Genomic DNA, 18,406 nt, shown 5'->3' on the forward strand with positions numbered 1-18,406 from the left:
GAAGAGATCAGGCCTCGTCGCGCCAGGCGACGAGCAGCCAGTTGGGCCGGGGCGGCCCTTCGGAGATATGGGACAGGTACTGCGACGGCAGCGACGGCGCATAGGCACGCGCGACAACCGCCATCAGCGGCGCGTCGGCGGCCGGCACCGAAGCCTGCACCGCGTGATGACAGACCTCGCAATCGGCATGTGCCTTGGACGGCTTGCTCTTGTCGGCGCCGTCGTCGGACAGGGCCTCATGCGCATGGCCGTGATGGCCGAAGTGCGACACCTTGGCCGGCTCATGCTGGCAATAGACGGCAGCCATCGACCAGGAGTACTGGATGGGCAGGATCGTCAGCAGCAGGATGAGCAGTATTTTTTTCACAACGCCATTGTATCAGGGCGCCACATCGCCCGCACGCTCGGCAAACGGACGGGCGTAGCGCACCAGCGAGACCAGCATCTTGCCCGGCTCCTCGTTGAACATCTCATGCGCCGAATTCTCGAACCAGACCAGCGACTTCGACGGCGCCTGCACCTTGTCAAACCATTCCGCCGTCACCGTGGCGGACACGTTGTAGTCGTGCCGCCCATTGAAAATGATGACAGGGCAGCCGAACCGCGTCAGGTGGCTGAAATCGGTGGCCACCACGTCCGCCAGCAAGCGGCTGGCGGAAAAATCGCCCGCCTCCCACAGCGTGCGCAGCTCCGCGTCCGAATATTCCGGCGCCAGCTTCACCGCCGCCGATTCGGCGTCGAAACCACGCCGGCCATGCACCGCGCCGCCGTAATAGCCCAGCCACTTGCGCTGCGCATACAGGTCCTTCAACGGCACCGGCCGGCCCGGCTCCGCATACGGCGCGATCGCCTCCAGGTCGTGCACCGCCTGCTGGTTGCCCTCGCGCTTGGCCGCGTCCAGAGCGAAGCGCCAGCCGCGCCGCTCACTTTCGGGCGAATTGGCGATCTGCCCCATGCCGATATAAGCGTGCAGCCAGTCCGGATGCCGGCTGGCCACCTCGATGCCGAGCGAGCTGCCCCAGGAATGCGCCAGCAGGAAGATGCGCTCCTTGCCGAACTCCTTGCGCAGCCACGCCACCATTTCCTCGGTATCGGCCAGCATGCGCGCGCGCGTCATGGTCGGCGCCACGGCGGCCGGATCGTTGGCCGCGTAGGTCTTGCCGGCGCCGCGCTGGTCCCACTGCACCACGGTGAAATAGTCTTCCCAGCCGCGCTGGAAATACCAGCTGGTCGGCATGGCCACGTAGCCCGGGCCGCCGTGCACCATCAACAGGATGGGATTGCGGCGGTCGGCGCCGCGCACCGTGATGGCCTGGTCGATGCCGCCGATGCGCACCATCTGGCTGCGCTCGATGCCTTGCGATGCCACCACGCGGCGCATCTCGGCGATGATTTGCACCGCCTCCGCGCGGCTGGCCGGTCCGCCGGCGCGCGCGCCGGCGCACAGGCAGGTCAGCAGCAACAGGGCCACGCCCAGACTGCGGCGCGTCATGCCTTCTTCAGCAGTTCGGGCCGCAGCGGCATTTCGCGCACGCGCACGCCGGTGGCGGCGAACACCGCGTTGGTCAGCGCCGCGCCCACGCCCGCCGTCCCCGGCTCGCCGATGCCACCCGGCGCCTCGCCGCTCTTGACGATCTCCACCTCGATCTTCGGCGCCTCGCTCATGCGCAGGATACGGTAGTCGTGGAAATTGCTCTGCTCCACGCGGCCGTCCTTGACCGTGATGGCGCCGAACAGCCCGGCCGTCAGGCCGTAGTTGATGCCGCTCTGGATCTGCGCCGCGACCGTGTCCGGATTGACCACCTGGCCGCAGTCCACCGCGCAGATCACACGCTTGACCGCCACCTCGCCGTCGTCGTTGACGCTGACATCGACCACCTGCGCCAGGTAAGTGCCCCAGGCGCGCATCAGCGCGATGCCGCGGCCGGAACGCGCCGGCAGCTTCTCGCCCCAGCCGGCCTTCTGCGCGGCGATCTTCAGCACATTGGCCGCGCGCGGCTCCTTGGACAGCAGCGACAGGCGATAGGCCAGCGGATCCTGGCCGGCCTGCAGCGCCAGTTCGTCCATGAAGCTCTCCAGCACCGTCATGTTGCGGGTCGGGCCGACCCCGCGCCAGAACGCGGTCGGCACCGGGCCGTCTTCCTGCGTGTACTCGCTGCGCATGTTCGGGATATCGTAGGAGAAGATGTCCGAACCTTCGACGTTGTCGATATCCAGGCCGTCCTTGAGCCAGCCCGGCGCGAAGGCCGCCAGGTTCGACGGCCCGGCGATCTTGTGCGAGAACGCCACCGGCTTGCCGGCCGCGTCGAGCGAAGCCGACACCGAGTGCGCGTACAGGCCGCGGAACAGGCAATGCTGGATGTCTTCCTCGCGGCTCCACACCAGCTTGACCGGGCCCTTGACCTGCCTGGCGATGGCGGCCGCCTGCACCACATAGTCGGTGTACAGCCGGCGCCCGAAGCCGCCGCCGATCAGGTGGTTGTGCAGCGTGACCTTCTCCGGCGCCAGGCCGAGCGCCTTGGCCGCGTCGTCGCGCGCGCGGGCCGGCACCTGCGAGCCGGTCCAGATCTCGGCCGTGCCGTCGCCCTTGACGTGCACCGTGCAGTTCATCGGCTCCATCGTCGCGTGGGCCAGCATCGGATTCAGATAGGTCGCCTCGATGCGCTTGCCGTCGGCGGCGATGGCTTTCAATGCGTCGCCGTCGTTGCGCGCCACCTTGCCCGGCTTCTTCAGCGCGGCCAGCATGGTGTTGCGCACGTCCTCGGTGGACAGCTTGGCGTACTTGCCTTCGTCCCAGACGATGTCCAGCGCGGCCAGGCCCTGCTTGGCGTACCAGTAGTTGTCGGCCACCACGGCCACCGCGTTATCCAGCTTGACCACCTGGCGCACGCCGCGCAGCTTGCGCGCCTTGGCGTCGTTGACGGATTTGAGCTTGCCGCCGATGACCGGGCTGGGCGCCACCACCGCCACCTTCATGCCCTTGACCTGGGCGTCGATGCCGAATTGCGCGCTGCCGTCGGTCTTGCCCTTGGCGTCCAGGCGCTTCAGAGGCTTGCCGATCAACTTGAAGTCCTTGGCGTCCTTGAGCGCGATCTTGGTGGGCGCCGGCAGCTTGGCCGCCGCGTCCACCAGCTTGCCGTACTTGATGCGGCGGCCGCTGGCCGCGTGCACCACTTCGCCGTGCTCGGCGCGGCAGCTGTCCGGCGCCACCCGCCACTGGTCGGCGGCGGCCTGGATCAGCACCATGCGCGCGGCGGCGCCGGTCTGGCGCATCGGCTCGAACATGGTGCGGATGGTCAGCGAACCGCCAGTGAACTGGTCGCCGAACGGCGCACCGTAGACCTTGGCGTCGGGCGGCGCGTGGCGCAGCACGATCTTGTCCATGTCCACTTCCAGCTCCTCGGCGATCAGCATCGGGATCGAGGTGTAGGTGCCCTGGCCCATCTCGACCTTGGGCATGGTCAGCGTGATCGAGTCGTCGGCGCCGATGGCGATGTAGGCGTTCAGGTCGGCGGGCGCGGTGGTGCCCTTGGCGGCAGCGGCGGCCAGGGCCTCGCCCGGCAGGGTCCAGAAGCCGACCATCAGGCTGCCGCCCGCGGCGGCGGCCACTTTGAGGAAGCCGCGGCGGCCTGCGATGTCAGGAGCGTTCATCTCAGGCTCCTTTCAGCAGTGGCGACTGGGCGGCATCCTTGATCGCCTCGCGGATGCGCGTGTAGGTGCCGCATCGGCAGATATTGCCGGACATGGCATCGTCGATCTCGGCGTCGGTCGGCTTGTGGTTCTTGGCCAGCAGCGCGGCGGCCGACATGATCTGGCCCGATTGACAGTAGCCGCACTGGACCACCTCGGCCTTCAGCCACGCCTGCTGCGTCGCCTTGCCGGCCGGCGTGGCGGACACGCCTTCGATGGTGGTGATCTTCTTGCCGGCGACCGCCGATATCGGCAGCACGCAGGAACGGGTCGGCTCGCCGTCCACGTGCACGGTGCAGGCGCCGCACAGGGCCATGCCGCAACCGAACTTGGTGCCGGTCATGTGCGCCTCGTCGCGCAGCACCCACAGCAGGGGCATGTCGCCCGGCACGTCGAACTCTCGCGTCTTCCCATTGATTTGTAACTTGACCATGTGCGGCTCCTTATCGAATTGCGCAACTCGCCCAGTGTGGGCAATACAGCACTATAGCCAGATATGTACGCTGGAGAACACTGGTCTAAGGTGATACACAAACAACTAATAGTTGTAAATCTGTTGTCGCCCATACACGCATTAAAATATCTTTTTAATAAGTTATACATTGTTTTATAAAAATAGTAATAATGTTTTACGTGCACCGAAACCACAGGAGCCATCGTGAAACCAGTCATCAAAATCAGTTTGACCGCCGTTGCTTTTGCCTTGAGCGCGCCTCTGGCAGCGTTGGCCCAGGTTACTTACTCGTACACGGGCGCCAAGTACGACCAGGCCAGCGTCAGCTTGTACCAGTGGGATGAAGACCCGGCCGTCACCGACGCGAGGGCAGCCGCAGCCACCGCAGCCTTGCGCGATCAGCAGCTGACCTTCAGCTTCACCGCGCCGGTCGTCCTGCCCGCCGGATGGAGCACCTTCAATACCACCGGCGGCTACACCGGCGCCCTGCTGAACTCGATGACCGCTTTTGAACAGCAACATGGAGCGAACAATCCAGGCGTGTCCTGGAACGCCGACTCGGCGCTGTGGGGCGATAGCGGCACCGTGGCCTTGCACTTCGATCCGTCATCCTTCGACCCGGGTCGGGATAGCACGCTGTCGGTATCCTTGCACGTGGGCGCCAACAACGTCATCGATGCGTGGGAATTTTCCGTGCAACCCGGTCCGCTCTGGTATTGGACCTATTACAACCAGAGCCTGTCCGGATCCAGCGTCAACGGCGACTACACCGATCTGGCCAGCTCGCACCCGCGCTGCTGCTGGGACGTGCGGCAAGCCGCCACCGCCACCGCCGGCAGTTGGGCCACGACAGGCAGCCCGGTGCCCGCCGTACCGGAGCCGGCCACCTATGCCATGCTGCTGGCCGGCCTGGGATGGATCGGTCTCACGCGGCGCAGACATTTCGGTATCGCCCGATAATATTTTTGCGTGGAAGCGCTGCCAGCAGGATTGCGTAACCGGCATGTCATATGACGTCATTACTCTGTGGCCTCTTCTCAACGACCCACGGATTTCGACATGCACCTCGTTCCATCGCGCCCACTCGTCCTCGCCGTCAGCATCGCGCTCGCCCTGAGCGCCTGCGGCTCCAGCTCCGAAGACCAGACCCTGGTGATCCCGGCCGCGCCGGCCGACCAGGGCGCGGCCGACGTCGCCGCCGTGCCGGCCGCCAGCGCCTTTGTCGACACCATCGCCACCAACCAGCGCGGCGACGCCCGCTACGCCACCCTGGCCACCAACGCCGGCGTGCGCGTCCTGGGCGGCTTCCTGTCGGTCTGGAAACCGCTGACCGAGATCGTCGACGCCGGCGTCACCGCGCCGGCCGTCGACGCCTTCCCGGCCGTCACCGCCTCGGCCTGGACCGGCGTGCCGAACGACGGCAGCCCGGACGGCACCATCGTCAACGCCGCCGTGCACGCGGCCAACATCGACTACGTGGTCAAGGCCACCGCCGGCCGCACCGCCGAGCAGGCCACGCAAGCCTACCTGGACGACCGCCGCGGCAAGGGCTACAGCGTGACCGAAGGCCTGGGCCCGTTGACCGCCGCCTGGCGCGCGGCCGCGCAGCAGACCACCACCATCACCTCGGTCGCGGCCGACGCCACCACGGTGCTGTACAACGACGGCGGCAACAACACCGGCGTGGCCGGCAGCGCCAACGCCGGCTTCGGCAGCGTGGTCGACCTGGTCAACCTGGTCGGCAACAACGCCTCGACCGAACCGGCCAAGCGCTTCTACAAATACGCCCGTCCTTACCGCTGGAGCAGCAGCGTGCAATTGCTGCCGGCGCTGGTGCCGGCCAAGAGCTCCACCCCGGCCACCGACGGCGGCTTCACCAGCGGCCACTCGGCCGAAGCGACCCGCGACGCGGTGGCGATGGCCTACGCGCTGCCGGAACGCTACCAGGAGCTGCTCAGCCGCGGCCTGGAGCTGGGCGAATCGCGCATCCTGGCCGGCATGCACTCGCCGCTGGACGTGCTCAGCGGCCGCATCCTCGGCCAGGCCAGCGCCGCCGCCAACCTGGCCGACGCCGCCAACGCCGCCAAGAAAGCCGCCGCCGTCGCGCAGGCGCACGCCACGCTGATGGCCGCCACCGGCACCACGGCCGACACCTTCGCCGCCTATGCGCAATCGGGCTCGCCGGCCAGCGACCGCTTCGCCGACTACGCCACCAACAAGGCCAACTACCTGCGCCGCAGCACCTACGGCTTCGCGCCGATCGCCGCCACCAACGCCGCCGCCGTGGTGCCCAAGGGCGCCGAAGTGCTGCTGGAAACCCGCCAGCCCTACCTCTCCGACGCCCAGCGCCGCGTGGTGCTGAAGACCACCGCGCTGGCGTCCGGCTATCCGGTGATGGACGACGCCGAGGGCTGGGGACGCCTGAACCTGTTCGCGGCGGCCGACGGCTACGGCGCCTTCAGCGGCAACGTGGTGCTGGTCATGGATGCCGGCAAGGGCGGCTTCAACGCGGTCGACCGCTGGCGCAACGACATCGCCGGCACAGGCAAGCTGGTCAAGCAGGGCAGCGGCACGCTCAAGCTGGCCGGCGCCAACAGCTGGAGCGGCGGCACCGAACTGACGGCCGGCGCGCTGCAGGGCGACTCGGCCACCGCCTTCGGCAATGGCGACGTCTACGTCAGCGGCGGCACCCTGATCGCCAACGCGCCGGCGGCGCTGAAGCTGGCCGGCAAGTACACACAGCTGAACGGCGCCACCACGCTGGAGCTGGATATCGGCGGCAACGGCGGCCAGGGCAGCATGACGGTGGCCGGCACCGCCACCATCGCCGGCGGCACGCTGCGCGTGAAGTTCGCCAGCGGCTACAAGCCGAAAGCGGGCGACAGCATCACCGTGCTGACGGCCGGCAGCCTGAAAGGCAAGTTCAGCACCGTCACGGTGGACGGCTACGCCAACGTCGCGCCGGTGTACAGCGCCACCACCTTGTCGCTGACCATCGGCGGCTAAACCCGTCCGCACCAAAGTGCCGGCCTGTCCGCCGGCACTTTTTTATTGCAAGTTACCAATTTTTATTGCCATATTGAAAATCATGTCTTAGAATTGTTTTTTATAACAACAATTGCCGCCATGCGTTTTCAGCGAAAAAAAGCGGAGCCGCCCGCCAGGATCAGCAGCGGCGAAATCTACAAAATGGCGCTCACTACGCGCAATCTTGAGATCAACCTGTTCTGGCAGCGTTGCAATTACTTCCTGATCCTCAATTCCGCGCTGGCTTACGCCTACGTCACCGCTACCGACAAAAACCTGTCGCTGCCCATCGCTATCCTCGGCTTTATCGTCTGCGTGTTCTGGTATCGCGTCGCCCTCGGCAGCAAGTACTGGCAGGAACATTGGGAGGCCAAGCTGAACGAGGTCGAGACCATATTCAAAGCGGACAAGACTTTTCCCTCCAGGATCAAGCTGTTCACTTCGACCTGGCAGGAAAGCCACGGCTACGTGGCCCGCAGCATGGGGACGAAACCGCGTTCGGTATTTGAATCGATCGTCGCGGCGCAGGTGCTCTCCAAGCCCTCTGTCACCTTGTCGATGATGTATCTGGTGCTGGCGTTTTGCGCCGGCTGGATAGGCATCTTCCTCTATCAAATGTATCAACTCACACAAGGCTTTATTCAATGAACGAGGAACAGTATAGGGAATGGGAAGAGCGGCACAGGCAGGAGGAGCGGCAAGAGGAATGGGAGCGGCGTGCCCAGCACCATTTTCGGGTCATCCTGTTTTACGTTTTTACCTTCGTCATTTTGTCCCTCTGCGTGATCGGCCTGGGGATGGTCATGAAATACGATCTGGAACTGCGCCGCCTGAAACAAGCAACCGAACGGCCCGTGGCGATGCCGTCGCCCGCGCGCGCCAATGGCCCGGTCCCCAACGAAGCGCAGTCCGACACGTTGTCGAAAGAGCAGACCGCGGTCTTGGTAAAAAATTTCCTGATGGCGCAGTCCAAGGACAGGGAAACAGAGCAGAAATCGTCGGCGGTACCGCTTAAGGAGGTGCTGAACTTTTTCGATTCTTTGCTGGGCTCCGGCTCGCTGGCCAACGAAGTCAAGGAAGCCGTCTCGGACACGCGCAAAAAGCTGTTTGACGCGGGCATCGCTGTGACCACCGATGTGATCAAGCAAATAACCGCCAAGCTTCTGGAGACCAAGGAAAAACCAGCAGCGAAAGACAGCAAGGAATTTCTCGGCAACTTGAATGTGAACGTGGCCTGTGCCGCTACGCCTGCCCCGACACCGCCCAAGCCACCGGTACCGCAACCGCCCAAACCTCTGCCGCCTAAGCCCCAGCCCCCAAAAGCCCAGTGCAAGGCGGAGCCTTGCCCGACCTGCTCAAGCACCGCCGCATTGCCTGATTAATATCATTCAGTGATTTGGTGATTTTTGGAATTGCCATCCGGCTAATTTTTACGCAGACTGGCGGAAACAGCGCCGGCATGGCACCGGCGCACAACAGAGACGGCTATTCCATGATGAAAAAACTGATCGTGCTCGCCGTCCTGGCGAGCAGCGGCGCCAGCGCGCAGCAAAGCGTGACCGTCAGCGGGCTGAAAAACGCCTCGCCGTGGTTGAAGGCCGAGAGCCAGCACTTCATCGTGTTTTCCAACACCGGCAACGACGACGTGCGCCAGCTGCTGGACAACCTGGAAAAGCTCGATCATGTGCTGCGTCTCTACACCCAGGGCTACCGCATCGCCGTCAGCCCACGCCAGAAAATCACGCTCTACTATCACGACCGCATCGGCAGCTTCAACGACGCCGTCGCCGACGCGCCGCAAGAGGCGGTCGGCCTCTACAACAGCTGCGGCCATGGCGTACAGGGCTACGCGGTGCGCCTGGACAGCATCGCCAGCCTGCGCCCGGAGCAGCTGGCCAAGTATCCGCTCAACAGCAGCCAGTCCCAGATTTTCGAAGCCTACGCGCGGCACTTCCTCTACCGCTACACCGACATCCGCACGCCGGCCGCCTACGTCGACGGCTTCGCGCAGTATTTTTCCACCGTGCGCTTCGCCGGCAACCAGATGTCGCTGGGCCGCGTGCCGGCCAGCGTGGCGCGCTACATCTACTTCCTCGACAACGGCCACGGCTATCGCCTGAAATACCAGGACGTGTTGGAGCCGGCCGCGTCCCAGGACACGGGGGTCGCGGCGGCGCCGGCGGTGCGGCTGGAATTCCTGACCAAGTCCTGGCTGCTCACCCACTACATGCTGTCGTCCGGCGACAACCTGGCGCGGCGCGACCAGTACCTGAACCAGATGCATCTGGATGTCCCGGCCGGCCAGGCCTACACCGAGGCCTTCGGCCAGAAGCTGCCCGAGCTGGACACGGCGATGTGGCGCTACCGGAACCAAGGCATCCAGGTCACACAACTGGAAGTGCCGTCGCTGCCGTCGGCACGCATCGATTTCGCCAGCCTGCCCGACGCCGTCACCGATTTCATGCTGGCCGACGCGGCGCTGAAATCCTGCCCCGGCCAGCAGCGCGGCGAGTCGCTGCTGAAGGCGCTCAGCCAGCATGCCGGCGGCGTTCCGAACCACGACATCGCCAAGCTCGCCTTGAGCAGGGCGCAGATCGACTGGGGCAAGGCGGAGGAAGCGCTGCCCTATCTGACCGAGGCGGTCGGCAAGGAGAAGGCCGGCGCCGAGGCGTTCTATTTGCTCGGCGCGGCCAACTTGCGATTGGCGGGACAACGCAAGGACGCCGACGCGGCCTCGCATCTGCAGGCGGCGATCAGCCACCTGCAGCGCGCGCGCAGCCTGGATCCCGACTCCGCCGAGGCGGCCTATGCGCTCTACCAGGCGCTGATGGCGGTCAACGACAAGCCGGATCCGGCAACGCTGGAGGCCGCCATCGCCGCCTGGCGCAACGCGCACGAGGTCAACCGCTACGCGCGCGCGGCCGCGCTGGCGTTTGCGTATTCCGGCAAGACGCAGGAGGCCGACAATGCGCTGACGCTGCTGGGGCACAACGCGCTCGATCCCGACATGGCCACATGGGCGCAGGCTTGGCAAGCGCGGCTAGGCAAAGGCGTCACGCTCGCCGACGTGCTGGCGGAGATGCGGCGCGAATCCGGCGCCCCCGACGCCTTCAAGGAATGGACCGTGGCCGGCGAGAACCTGATGCAGATCGTGGAATACAACGCCGGCATCGAGAACACGCGCAAGTACCTGGAGAGCATGCGGCTGGCCGATCCGGTCTCCGAAAAAAGCCAGTTCGTGATGCCGACGAAGAAATAGGAAAACCAGCTCGGGCAACTGCGTGCTCAACGTATGCTTTATCATTGTCAGGCGAAGCTGCTGTGACTTGAGAAAAGAAGAAGGATACGATGAAGCTCACTTTGGTGGTACTGGACGGGGTGCAAGCGCTTGACGTGGCGGGCCCGCTGGACGTTTTCGCCGAAGCGAACCACCTCCTGCCCAAGAAAGACCACTACGAAACGACGCTGGTCGGCGGCCGTCCGGACAGCGTCATGTGCTCCAGTGGCATGGAGTTCAAGGTCCATTGCGACTACCTGAACTTCCACTCGGAGAGCGACCTGCTGCTGGTCGCCGGCGGGCCGCGCTTCCCCGAATACCGGCCGGAGCCGGCCTTCATCGCCTGGCTGAGCGAACGCGCGCGGAACGCCGGCAGGTTTGGCGCCGTCTGCAACGGCGTGTTCCTGCTCGCGCACGCTGGCCTCCTCGCCGGCAGGGAAATCACGACGCACTGGGATCATGCGGAGCGGCTTTCCAACCAATTCCCCGACGCAAACGTGAGGCCCGACAAGATATTCGTGCGCGACGGCAATCTGTTCACGTGCGGCGGCGTCACCGCGGGCATCGACCTGTGCCTGGCGCTGGTTGCCGAGGACTGGGGACATGAGCTGGCGATGAAGGTGGCGAAGCGCCTGATCGTCTACATCCGCCGCGACGGCGGGCAATCGCAATACAGCCCCTATCTGGCGGTCGGCCCGGACGAGGACTCGCTGGTCGCCAAGGTCTTGAAGTACGTGACCGACCATATCAGCGACGCCCTGACGATCGAAGACATCGCCGACGCAGTGGGGGTCAGCCGTCGCACCTTCTCGCGCGCCTTCGCCAAGCACGCCCACGTCACGCCATCGGTTTTTGTCGACCAGGTCCGCATCGATTTCGCCCGCAAGCTGCTGGAGGAGACCGATGTGCCGCTGAAGACGGTCGCATTCAGATGCGGATTCAACAACGCAACGCAGATGCGGATGATCTTCTCGCGCCAGCTGGACACCACGCCCAAGCTGTACCGGGAACGCTTTCGCGCGGGCGACGTCCCTCACGGTCAGGCCGCTTAGCGACTTTCGGGACAACCCACGCTCCTTTTGGGTCAAGCCGGTCCGGGCATGCTCACAGCGCGCCGCCGCTGCTGCACAATGGCCAGCACGCAACGAACCCAATGGAGTCAATATGGAATCCGTCCAATCTAGCCTCGCCATTCCGGCGCGGGCCCTGCAGTCTGTCCGCTATCTGCCCGTGAGCCTGTTCGGCTCCGTGATGAGCGTCGCCGGCCTCGCGCTGGCGTGGCGCCTGGCCAGCAAGACCTACGGCGCCGACATCGCGGTATCGAACGCCATCGGCATCATTTCACTGCTGCTGTTCGCCGTGCTGGCGCTGTCCTACCTGGGCAAGCTGTTCAAATATACCGACGTCGTGAAGCACGAATTTTCGCATCCCGTCATCAGCAGCTTCTTCGGCACCGTGGGCATCAGCATCCTGCTGCTCTCCAGCGTTATCGGCAGCTACAACGCCGCCGCCCAGCTGGTGGTATGGAGTATCGGCACGGTGGTCACGCTGGCATTGAGCGTGCTCATGATTTCCCGCCTGCTGAACGGCAATGCCACGCCCACCAGCGTGGTGCCGGCCTGGCTGATCGCCGGCGTCGGCAGCCTCGATATCGTGGTGACGGGCGGCGCGCTGACGGCCGACTGGACGCACGAAGTGAACCTGCTGGCGGCCGCCATCGGCGGCGTCAGCGCGATCGTCTTCTTCGTCCTGATCTTCTCGCGGCTGGTCCATCATGAACCGCTGGCGCAACCCATGCGGCCATCCAAGATGATACTGGTCGCCCCGTTTTCCGTCGGCTTCATCGCCTACGTCAACCTGGTGCAGAAGGTGGATATGTTCGCGGCGCTGCTGTTCTACTTCGCGCTGTTCCTGTTCGTGATCATCGGCTATCGCCTCATCGTGAAACCGGCGCCGTTCTCGCCGTCGTGGTGGGCGATCGGCTTCCCGATGGCGGCGCTCGCCAATTCCGCCTTGGTGTACTCCAGCGCGGTCGGCGGCAAAGGTTTGGGGTTGATCGCCGCGCTGCTGCTGTTCGTGCTCACGGTTTCTATCGTGGTGCTGGCCATCCGCACGCTCCACGCCCTGTTCACCGGCCGTCTCCTGACCGCGTAAGGACAATGCATGAACGCGCCACTGAATCTGGGCCAGAATCTCGACGACTACGATGACTTCTACGACATGCTCAGCGACTCCCACCAGGACCTGGACGAAGCGCAAAGCAAGATGCTGAATGCCCAATTGGTGCTGCTGTTGTCCAATCACATAGGCGATCTGGCGGTGTTGCGGCAAGCGTTTGCCTTGGCGCGTGTCGATGTCGAAAGGACGATGCCGAGGTGATCTGGCCACAGGCGGACGGAGCACCTTACAATAGGGCTCCGTCCATCCGCCTGTTCCGACCAAGATGACCGACCAAGACCGCAGCACGCAACGCGAACTGTTCGACACGCTGCATGACAAGCTCGACGCCCACAAGATGGAAGTTGACCGCTTCCATACCGACGTCGGCAACTTCTCGCGGCAAGTCGCCAGCTGCGACAAGCTGCTGCGGCTGGCCAATACCAGCCTGACCCAGATCGACGTCAAGATCGCCGAAGCGGTCCAGGTCGAAGCTCGCGCCGGCACCATCGCCGCTGCGGTGGGACAGGAAGCCGGCCGCGCGGCGGCACAGGCTGCCAACGCGGCGGTCGACGAACTGGCGCAGACCGTCGCCGCGCTGAGCGCCGAAACCGACCAGGTGCGCCGCGCCCTCAACCGTAGTATGGGAAAGACCGGCTTGTGGCTTGGCGGTTTTATCGCCTTCACGCTGGCGATGTGCGTGCTGACCGCGCTGGCCGCCTATGGGGTCGCGCAAAGGAATGCCGTGACGCCGGAAATCGCCCACTACGCCGAGCTGGGGCGGGCGCACGAGAGCCTGCTGAGCAAGGCCAGCGAGCGCGAAGTCAAAACCATCAACGCCATCCTGGCGCGTCCAGCCAAGCCAAAGTAAGCAGGAAGGCGCGCGCTACTTGCCGGGCCATGCGGCAAGCGCTTGCCCAGCCACCGCGTCCAGCATCTCGCGGCTGAAGCCGGCTTTAGCCTGCACCGCCATGCCATGAAGCACCGCCATGATGAATGCCGCGAGGGCTGCGGGATTGGCCGTCTCATGCAGGTCGCCCTCGGCCTTGGCCCGTTCGAAGCGTTCACGCAGCTGCGTCTCGCCGGCGGCGCGAAAGTCGATCAAGGCCTGGCGCACAGGTTCCGATTCATCCGATCCGGCAACCGTCCCATTGATACCGAGACATCCCGTACGGTCGGGATAACGTGTATTGAGATCGACTGAACTGTGCAACAGGTGCGCGGCGACTTCCCGTGCCGTCGGCAGTTGAAGTGCCTCCGGGATATGGGTCATGTAGCGCTCGGCGTAACGCTCCAGCACCCGGCGAAACAGCGCTTCCTTGTTGCCGAACGCTGAGTACAGGGCGGGCCGCTCCACACCGGCAGCCTCGGTCAGGTCGGCATAGGACGCCCCCTCGTACCCCTTGCGCCAGAAGACGCACAGCGCGGCGTCGAGCACCTTCTCTACATCGTATTCGCGATGGCGTCCCATCAGATCACCTCGATATTTTTCATAATGACTGTTACGAAATTACTTGACAGCCCATCGCCAAATTATATACTAGGCGTTACGATAACGATCGTTATTGAAAAATGGACTGAGAAAGGATAAGCATGTTGAAGACATTGACAGGCAAGGTTGCCTTGGTAACCGGCGGCTCGCGCGGGCTCGGCGCCACCACGGCGGAGGCGCTCGCCGAGCAGGGGGCGGACGTTGCGATCAGCTACGTCGCGTCGGCCGAGAAGGCGGAAGCCGTGGTCGAAAAGCTCAAGGCCAAGGGCGTCCGGGCTGTCGCGATCCAGAGCGACCAGGCCGACACGGCCGCGGCCAAGCCGCTGATCGACAAGGTGATGGCGCATTTCGGCCGGCTCGACATCCTGGTCAACAACGCGGCGATCGCGGTGCAGGGCAAGACGGTCGACGATCCCGGCCTCGACACGGTCAATCTCGATCGCCAGTGGCAAATCAACGTCCTGGGCGCGGTGGCGACCACGCGCGCGGCGGCGCCGGTGCTGTCGAACGGCGGCCGCATCGTCTTCATCGGCTCGCTGCTGGGCGGCCACGTCCCGTTCGCCGGCGCCGCCGACTACGCGGGCACCAAGGCGGCGATCGTCGGCTATGCCAAGGGCGTCGCCCGCGACCTGGGCGGGCGCGACATCACGGTCAACGTCGTCCAGCCGGGCGTGATGCCGACCGACATGTCGGCAGCGGTGCTGGGCGAGGGCGTCCCCGACGCACTGATGGACCTGCACCCGATCCGCCGCATCGCCACGCTCGAAGAAGTGTCGGCCCTGGTCTGCTTCCTGGCGGGACCGAACGGCGGCTACATCACCGGCGGCGTGATCGATGTGGCTGGCGGCCTGGGCATCTGACTTTACAAACAAGGAAATGAAATGACTAAACAGTTTGGTGCAACATCCACCGCCGACGAGGTGCTTGCCGGCGTGGATCTCAAGGGCAAGCGATTTCTGATGACGGGTGCATCGTCGGGCATCGGCCTCGAAACCGCCCGCGCCCTGGCCGCGCGCGGCGCCGGCGTCGTCGGCACGGTCAGGGACCCGGCCGAAGCCGCAGCGGCCACAACGCCGGTCCGCGACGCCGCGTCGCAAGGTGGCGGCAGCCTGGAGCTGATCACGGTCGATCTGGCATCGCTGCAAAGCGTGCGCGCCGGCGCGGATCAACTGCTGGCCGACGGCCGGCCGTTCGATGCCATCATTGCCAACGCCGGCGTGATGGCCACGCCATTCGGCCGGACCGCCGACGGTTTCGAAGTCCAGTTCGCCACCAACTATCTTGGTCACTTTGTGCTGATCAACCGGATCGCGCCGCTGCTTGCCGATAACGGGCGCCTGGTGGTGCTGTCGTCCCAGGCGCACCGCGTCGCCGATGTCGACCTCGACGATCCGAATTTCGAGCACCAGGCATACGACCCGTTCGTCGCCTATGGCCGCTCGAAGACGGCCACCTCGTTGTTCGCCGTGGAATTCGACAGGCGGCACCGCGCGCGCGGCATCCGTGCCGCCTCGGTGATGCCGGGGAATAGTCTCACCAATCTCCCGCGCAATTTCTCGCAGCAAGAGTTGCAGGGCCTGTTCGAGACGGTGGGCAAGGCGCGCGCCGACGCGGGACTGCCGCCAGGTGAATTGAAAGAAGTCGCGCAGGCGGCCGCGACGTCGGTCTGGGCCGCGGTCGTGGCTGACAAAGACGAGATCGGCGGACGGTATCTCGAAGACTGCGCGGTCGCGCCGGTCAACGACACGCCCAATCCGTTCGCGGACGGCGTGCGGTCGTATGCGCTCGACGCCGACAAAGCCAGGCAGCTTTGGGCGAAGAGCGAGGAACTGACCAGCGCTGGGCGCCACTAGCCATGACCGTGTAAAGCGTCATGTAAATGAACCCAGAAGACGTGTCAATTTACACCAGGGTCTCGAATAAACCGACGTAAATCATCTCGAAAACAAGCATTTCCCGCTGGCATGAGGCTTGCTGAATGAAGATTCAAACAGCTCTCACAATGGCGGGAAAACATGAGCACTATTTCGATGTTGAACGGCTTGCAGGATTTATGGAACGAGACCCTGGGCGATCCGGATATCTGCATTGCGATCCTGGACGGCCCGGTCGATCTTGCGCATGCGTGCTTCTCCGGCGCGCATATTGAAGAAGCCGAGACGCTAGCCAAAAGCGCTGTGGGGAATGACCCCGCCTCGCAACACGGGACGCACGTCGCCAGCATTGTTTTTGGCCAGCACGGCAGTACCGTACAGGGCATCGCGCCACGATGTCGCGGCATCATCGTACCGATCTACTCATCGAATCACGGTGGCAAGCGCATGTGCTCGCAGCTTGATCTGGCGCGCGCCATCGACCATGCGATTTCGCACGGCGCGCACATCATCAATATCAGCGGCGGCGAATTGAGTTCGAGCGGCGTCCCCGACCCGTTGCTGGAAAGCGCGATACAGCGATGCGCCGACCACGGCATCCTGGTGGTGGCGGCGGTAGGCAACGACGGATGCCGTTGTTTGCATGTGCCGGCATCGATTGCGTCGGTCCTGGCCGTGGGCGCCATGAATGGCGACAAGCATCCGCTGGACTTCAGCAACTGGGGCGATCTGTACCAGGACAACGGCATCCTCAGCCTGGGCGTGGATATCCCCGGCGCCGCTCCCGGCGGCGGCGTCGCGGTCCGTAGCGGCACCAGCTTTGCCGCACCGATCATCTCGGGCGTGGCGGCGCTGCTATTGAGCTTGCAGATCAAGCACGGCATCCAGCCCGATGGTCAGCGCGTGCGCGCCCTCCTGCTGGAATCGGCCGACGCCTGCGACAGTGCCGTCTCCGCCGACTGTCCGCGCATGCTGGCTGGACGACTCAATATCACTGCGGCCCATGCCGGTTTGCATGCCAGTACCGGCGCCGGCATCGCCGCGCAATCGCTACCCGATACGACAACACGATTCCTCCCCCTCCTGGAGACGGAAGACAGCAACACTCCAGGCATCGCCGTCCCGCGCGCAAACCGCGAACCCCCTGTTAGTCCCCACCATTCCATTGATCGGAGAAATATGATGATTGAAAGCGAAAACACCTCATTGGCAAGCGCGTTTGAAGCGGCCATTTCCAGCGATGCCGCCGGCGAGCGCGGCGACGCGGCGCCAGCGCAAATCAGCGCCAGTGCAATCGACCCGTCCGATTGCGCGTGCAGCAAAAACAAAGCCCCGCCCGCGACTGCCTATGTACTGGGGCAAATCGGCTACGATTTCGGCACCGAAGCAAAACGCGATGCCTTCGCTCAACTGTCCGGCATCAACGTGCATGATCCGCGCGAGTTGCTGGCTTACCTGCAGAACGATCCTGTCTCGGCGGCAAACCTGACCTGGACGCTGAGCCTGGACGCCACGGTGGTCTATGCCATTTCGCCCTATGGTCCGTTTGCCAGCTACACCTACGAGCGCCTGAAGGAATTTCTCGCCGCACAAATCGACGGCGGCGTGGAACGGGTATCGATTCCCGGCTTGATCTCCGGATCGGTGCGCCTGATGAGCGGGCAGGAAGTACCGGTGCTGTACCCCGATCTGCGCGGCATGTACAGCTGGTCGACCGCCGAGCTGATTTCCGCGATTGCCGGCGCCCAGCCAAACGACGAGAAATCGCTGCTGAAGCATCGTGCCAAGGCAGAGGGCGTCCGCAACTTCCTCGACCGCATTTACTACGAGGTGCGCAATCTGGGTGTCAGCGCGCAGGACCGCGCCATGAATTACGCCGCCACCAATGCCTTCCAGATCTCGGAAGTGTATGGCAAGGCGATTCAAACCGACATGAAGCTGGACAGCATCAATGTCGAACGCAGCCCGATCTGCCGGCCCGGCTCCGACTGCTGGGATGTCAAACTGAGTTTCTTCAATCCCGCCAAACGCCTGGAGCAGGCGCGCCACGTCTACCGCTTCACCGTCGATGTCAGTGAAGTCATTCCGGTCACGGTGGGCAAAGTGCGCGACTGGGATGTGTATTGATTGCCAGACGTCCGACGATTTCCAGACCGGGGCACGGCCAGGCATTGTGCTCCGTAAGCTGAAAAAAATCGTATCGCGGGAATACGATTTCCTCATGCGCCAACCAAAAGGCGCAATGTCGCCAATCGTCCTGGGATTGGCCTTTTTAAGGAAACGACCATGAAATTGCCAATTCAAGCACAACCGGTAGCTCACGCAGCAAGTATTCAAGGCAACAGCAACGGCATCACGCCATCGGGCAGCTGCGGCTGTCCTAACACTTGCATCGGTATTTGCCTGTTCGGCAGCTGCCAGGGCATCTGCGTTTA

The 18,406-nt window shown here is 64.3% G+C and carries 17 protein-coding genes; 12 read left to right on the top strand and 5 right to left on the bottom strand.

Annotated elements, in window-relative coordinates; all coding sequences use genetic code 11:
* Positions 1 to 7 precede the first annotated feature (7 nt).
* From ACEN9F_RS17660 to ACEN9F_RS17675, 4 genes are read right to left on the bottom strand one after another with little or no spacing between them, the layout of a single operon-like run.
* Positions 8 to 367, bottom strand: a complete 360-nt coding sequence (locus tag ACEN9F_RS17660) for a hypothetical protein (RefSeq protein WP_413421761.1) — start codon at positions 365 to 367, stop codon at positions 8 to 10.
* 12 nt (positions 368 to 379) lie between these two features.
* The gene (locus ACEN9F_RS17665) at positions 380 to 1,492 is read right to left on the bottom strand and encodes an alpha/beta fold hydrolase (RefSeq protein ID WP_413421763.1); all 1,113 of its coding nucleotides are present in this window, start codon (positions 1,490 to 1,492) and stop codon (positions 380 to 382) included.
* Positions 1,489 to 3,651, bottom strand: a complete 2,163-nt coding sequence (locus ACEN9F_RS17670) for a molybdopterin cofactor-binding domain-containing protein (protein WP_413421765.1) — start codon at positions 3,649 to 3,651, stop codon at positions 1,489 to 1,491. The genes ACEN9F_RS17665 and ACEN9F_RS17670 overlap by 4 nt, the downstream gene beginning before the upstream one ends.
* Before the next feature lies 1 nt (position 3,652).
* Positions 3,653 to 4,123, bottom strand: a complete 471-nt coding sequence (locus tag ACEN9F_RS17675) for a (2Fe-2S)-binding protein (RefSeq protein ID WP_413421767.1) — start codon at positions 4,121 to 4,123, stop codon at positions 3,653 to 3,655.
* A gap of 225 nt (positions 4,124 to 4,348) precedes the next feature.
* On the opposite strand from ACEN9F_RS17675, the gene ACEN9F_RS17680 reads away from it, so the two are divergent.
* The 9 genes from ACEN9F_RS17680 to ACEN9F_RS17720 all read left to right on the top strand — a co-directional run bounded on the left by ACEN9F_RS17680 (position 4,349) and on the right by ACEN9F_RS17720 (position 13,476).
* Positions 4,349 to 5,104, top strand: a complete 756-nt coding sequence (locus tag ACEN9F_RS17680; protein ID WP_413421769.1) for a PEP-CTERM sorting domain-containing protein — start codon at positions 4,349 to 4,351, stop codon at positions 5,102 to 5,104.
* A gap of 99 nt (positions 5,105 to 5,203) precedes the next feature.
* Entirely contained in the window at positions 5,204 to 7,150 is a 1,947-nt protein-coding gene (locus ACEN9F_RS17685) for a phosphatase PAP2 family protein (RefSeq protein WP_413421771.1), read from the top strand.
* Between the two features lie 45 nt (positions 7,151 to 7,195).
* Complete coding sequence (locus tag ACEN9F_RS17690; protein WP_413421773.1) at positions 7,196 to 7,819, top strand: hypothetical protein; 624 nt, start codon at positions 7,196 to 7,198, stop codon at positions 7,817 to 7,819.
* Positions 7,816 to 8,553 (top strand): hypothetical protein, encoded by a 738-nt coding sequence (locus ACEN9F_RS17695; protein WP_413421775.1) that lies wholly within the window; start codon positions 7,816 to 7,818, stop codon positions 8,551 to 8,553. Before ACEN9F_RS17690 ends, ACEN9F_RS17695 begins: the two co-directional genes overlap by 4 nt.
* A 110-nt stretch (positions 8,554 to 8,663) precedes the next feature.
* Positions 8,664 to 10,430 (top strand): tetratricopeptide repeat protein, encoded by a 1,767-nt coding sequence (locus tag ACEN9F_RS17700; RefSeq protein ID WP_413421777.1) that lies wholly within the window; start codon positions 8,664 to 8,666, stop codon positions 10,428 to 10,430.
* 89 nt (positions 10,431 to 10,519) lie between these two features.
* Positions 10,520 to 11,500: a GlxA family transcriptional regulator gene (locus tag ACEN9F_RS17705; protein WP_413421779.1), complete on the top strand. Its 981-nt coding sequence runs from the start codon at positions 10,520 to 10,522 to the stop codon at positions 11,498 to 11,500.
* Between the two features lie 112 nt (positions 11,501 to 11,612).
* Positions 11,613 to 12,602, top strand: coding sequence for an SLAC1 anion channel family protein (locus ACEN9F_RS17710; protein ID WP_413421781.1), 990 nt, complete (start codon positions 11,613 to 11,615; stop codon positions 12,600 to 12,602).
* Positions 12,603 to 12,611: 9 nt separating this feature from the next.
* Entirely contained in the window at positions 12,612 to 12,827 is a 216-nt protein-coding gene (locus ACEN9F_RS17715; RefSeq protein ID WP_413421782.1) for a DUF2783 domain-containing protein, read from the top strand.
* A 64-nt stretch (positions 12,828 to 12,891) separates the two neighbouring features.
* The gene (locus ACEN9F_RS17720) at positions 12,892 to 13,476 is read left to right on the top strand and encodes a hypothetical protein (protein ID WP_413421784.1); all 585 of its coding nucleotides are present in this window, start codon (positions 12,892 to 12,894) and stop codon (positions 13,474 to 13,476) included.
* Positions 13,477 to 13,491: 15 nt separating this feature from the next.
* Here ACEN9F_RS17720 and ACEN9F_RS17725 read toward each other — a convergent pair whose 3' ends face one another.
* Positions 13,492 to 14,076: a TetR/AcrR family transcriptional regulator gene (locus ACEN9F_RS17725; RefSeq protein ID WP_413421786.1), complete on the bottom strand. Its 585-nt coding sequence runs from the start codon at positions 14,074 to 14,076 to the stop codon at positions 13,492 to 13,494.
* A gap of 122 nt (positions 14,077 to 14,198) precedes the next feature.
* On the opposite strand from ACEN9F_RS17725, the gene ACEN9F_RS17730 reads away from it, so the two are divergent.
* From ACEN9F_RS17730 to ACEN9F_RS17740, 3 genes are all read left to right on the top strand, one after another.
* Positions 14,199 to 14,957 (top strand): SDR family NAD(P)-dependent oxidoreductase, encoded by a 759-nt coding sequence (locus ACEN9F_RS17730; RefSeq protein ID WP_413421787.1) that lies wholly within the window; start codon positions 14,199 to 14,201, stop codon positions 14,955 to 14,957.
* Between the two features lie 21 nt (positions 14,958 to 14,978).
* Positions 14,979 to 15,950, top strand: a complete 972-nt coding sequence (locus ACEN9F_RS17735; protein WP_413421789.1) for an SDR family NAD(P)-dependent oxidoreductase — start codon at positions 14,979 to 14,981, stop codon at positions 15,948 to 15,950.
* Positions 15,951 to 16,112: 162 nt separating this feature from the next.
* Positions 16,113 to 18,098 (top strand): PatA/PatG family cyanobactin maturation protease, encoded by a 1,986-nt coding sequence (locus ACEN9F_RS17740; protein WP_413421791.1) that lies wholly within the window; start codon positions 16,113 to 16,115, stop codon positions 18,096 to 18,098.
* Positions 18,099 to 18,406 lie beyond the last annotated feature (308 nt).

It is taken from the genome of Duganella sp. CT11-25 (assembly GCF_047302815.1).
Lineage (GTDB): Bacteria > Pseudomonadota > Gammaproteobacteria > Burkholderiales > Burkholderiaceae_D > Rugamonas.

Bases quoted from the DNA above. Each gene is read 5' to 3' on its own strand.
- ACEN9F_RS17665 (WP_413421763.1), bottom strand. From the start codon at position 1,492: ATGACGCGCCGCAGTCTGGGCGTGGCCCTGTTGCTGCTGACCTGCCTG.
- ACEN9F_RS17670 (WP_413421765.1), bottom strand. From the start codon at position 3,651: ATGAACGCTCCTGACATCGCAGGCCGCCGCGGCTTCCTCAAAGTGGCC.
- ACEN9F_RS17675 (WP_413421767.1), bottom strand. From the start codon at position 4,123: ATGGTCAAGTTACAAATCAATGGGAAGACGCGAGAGTTCGACGTGCCG.
- ACEN9F_RS17685 (WP_413421771.1), top strand. From the start codon at position 5,204: ATGCACCTCGTTCCATCGCGCCCACTCGTCCTCGCCGTCAGCATCGCG.
- ACEN9F_RS17695 (WP_413421775.1), top strand. From the start codon at position 7,816: ATGAACGAGGAACAGTATAGGGAATGGGAAGAGCGGCACAGGCAGGAG.
- ACEN9F_RS17700 (WP_413421777.1), top strand. From the start codon at position 8,664: ATGATGAAAAAACTGATCGTGCTCGCCGTCCTGGCGAGCAGCGGCGCC.
- ACEN9F_RS17705 (WP_413421779.1), top strand. From the start codon at position 10,520: ATGAAGCTCACTTTGGTGGTACTGGACGGGGTGCAAGCGCTTGACGTG.
- ACEN9F_RS17710 (WP_413421781.1), top strand. From the start codon at position 11,613: ATGGAATCCGTCCAATCTAGCCTCGCCATTCCGGCGCGGGCCCTGCAG.
- ACEN9F_RS17715 (WP_413421782.1), top strand. From the start codon at position 12,612: ATGAACGCGCCACTGAATCTGGGCCAGAATCTCGACGACTACGATGAC.
- ACEN9F_RS17720 (WP_413421784.1), top strand. From the start codon at position 12,892: ATGACCGACCAAGACCGCAGCACGCAACGCGAACTGTTCGACACGCTG.
- ACEN9F_RS17725 (WP_413421786.1), bottom strand. From the start codon at position 14,076: ATGGGACGCCATCGCGAATACGATGTAGAGAAGGTGCTCGACGCCGCG.
- ACEN9F_RS17730 (WP_413421787.1), top strand. From the start codon at position 14,199: ATGTTGAAGACATTGACAGGCAAGGTTGCCTTGGTAACCGGCGGCTCG.
- ACEN9F_RS17735 (WP_413421789.1), top strand. From the start codon at position 14,979: ATGACTAAACAGTTTGGTGCAACATCCACCGCCGACGAGGTGCTTGCC.
- ACEN9F_RS17740 (WP_413421791.1), top strand. From the start codon at position 16,113: ATGAGCACTATTTCGATGTTGAACGGCTTGCAGGATTTATGGAACGAG.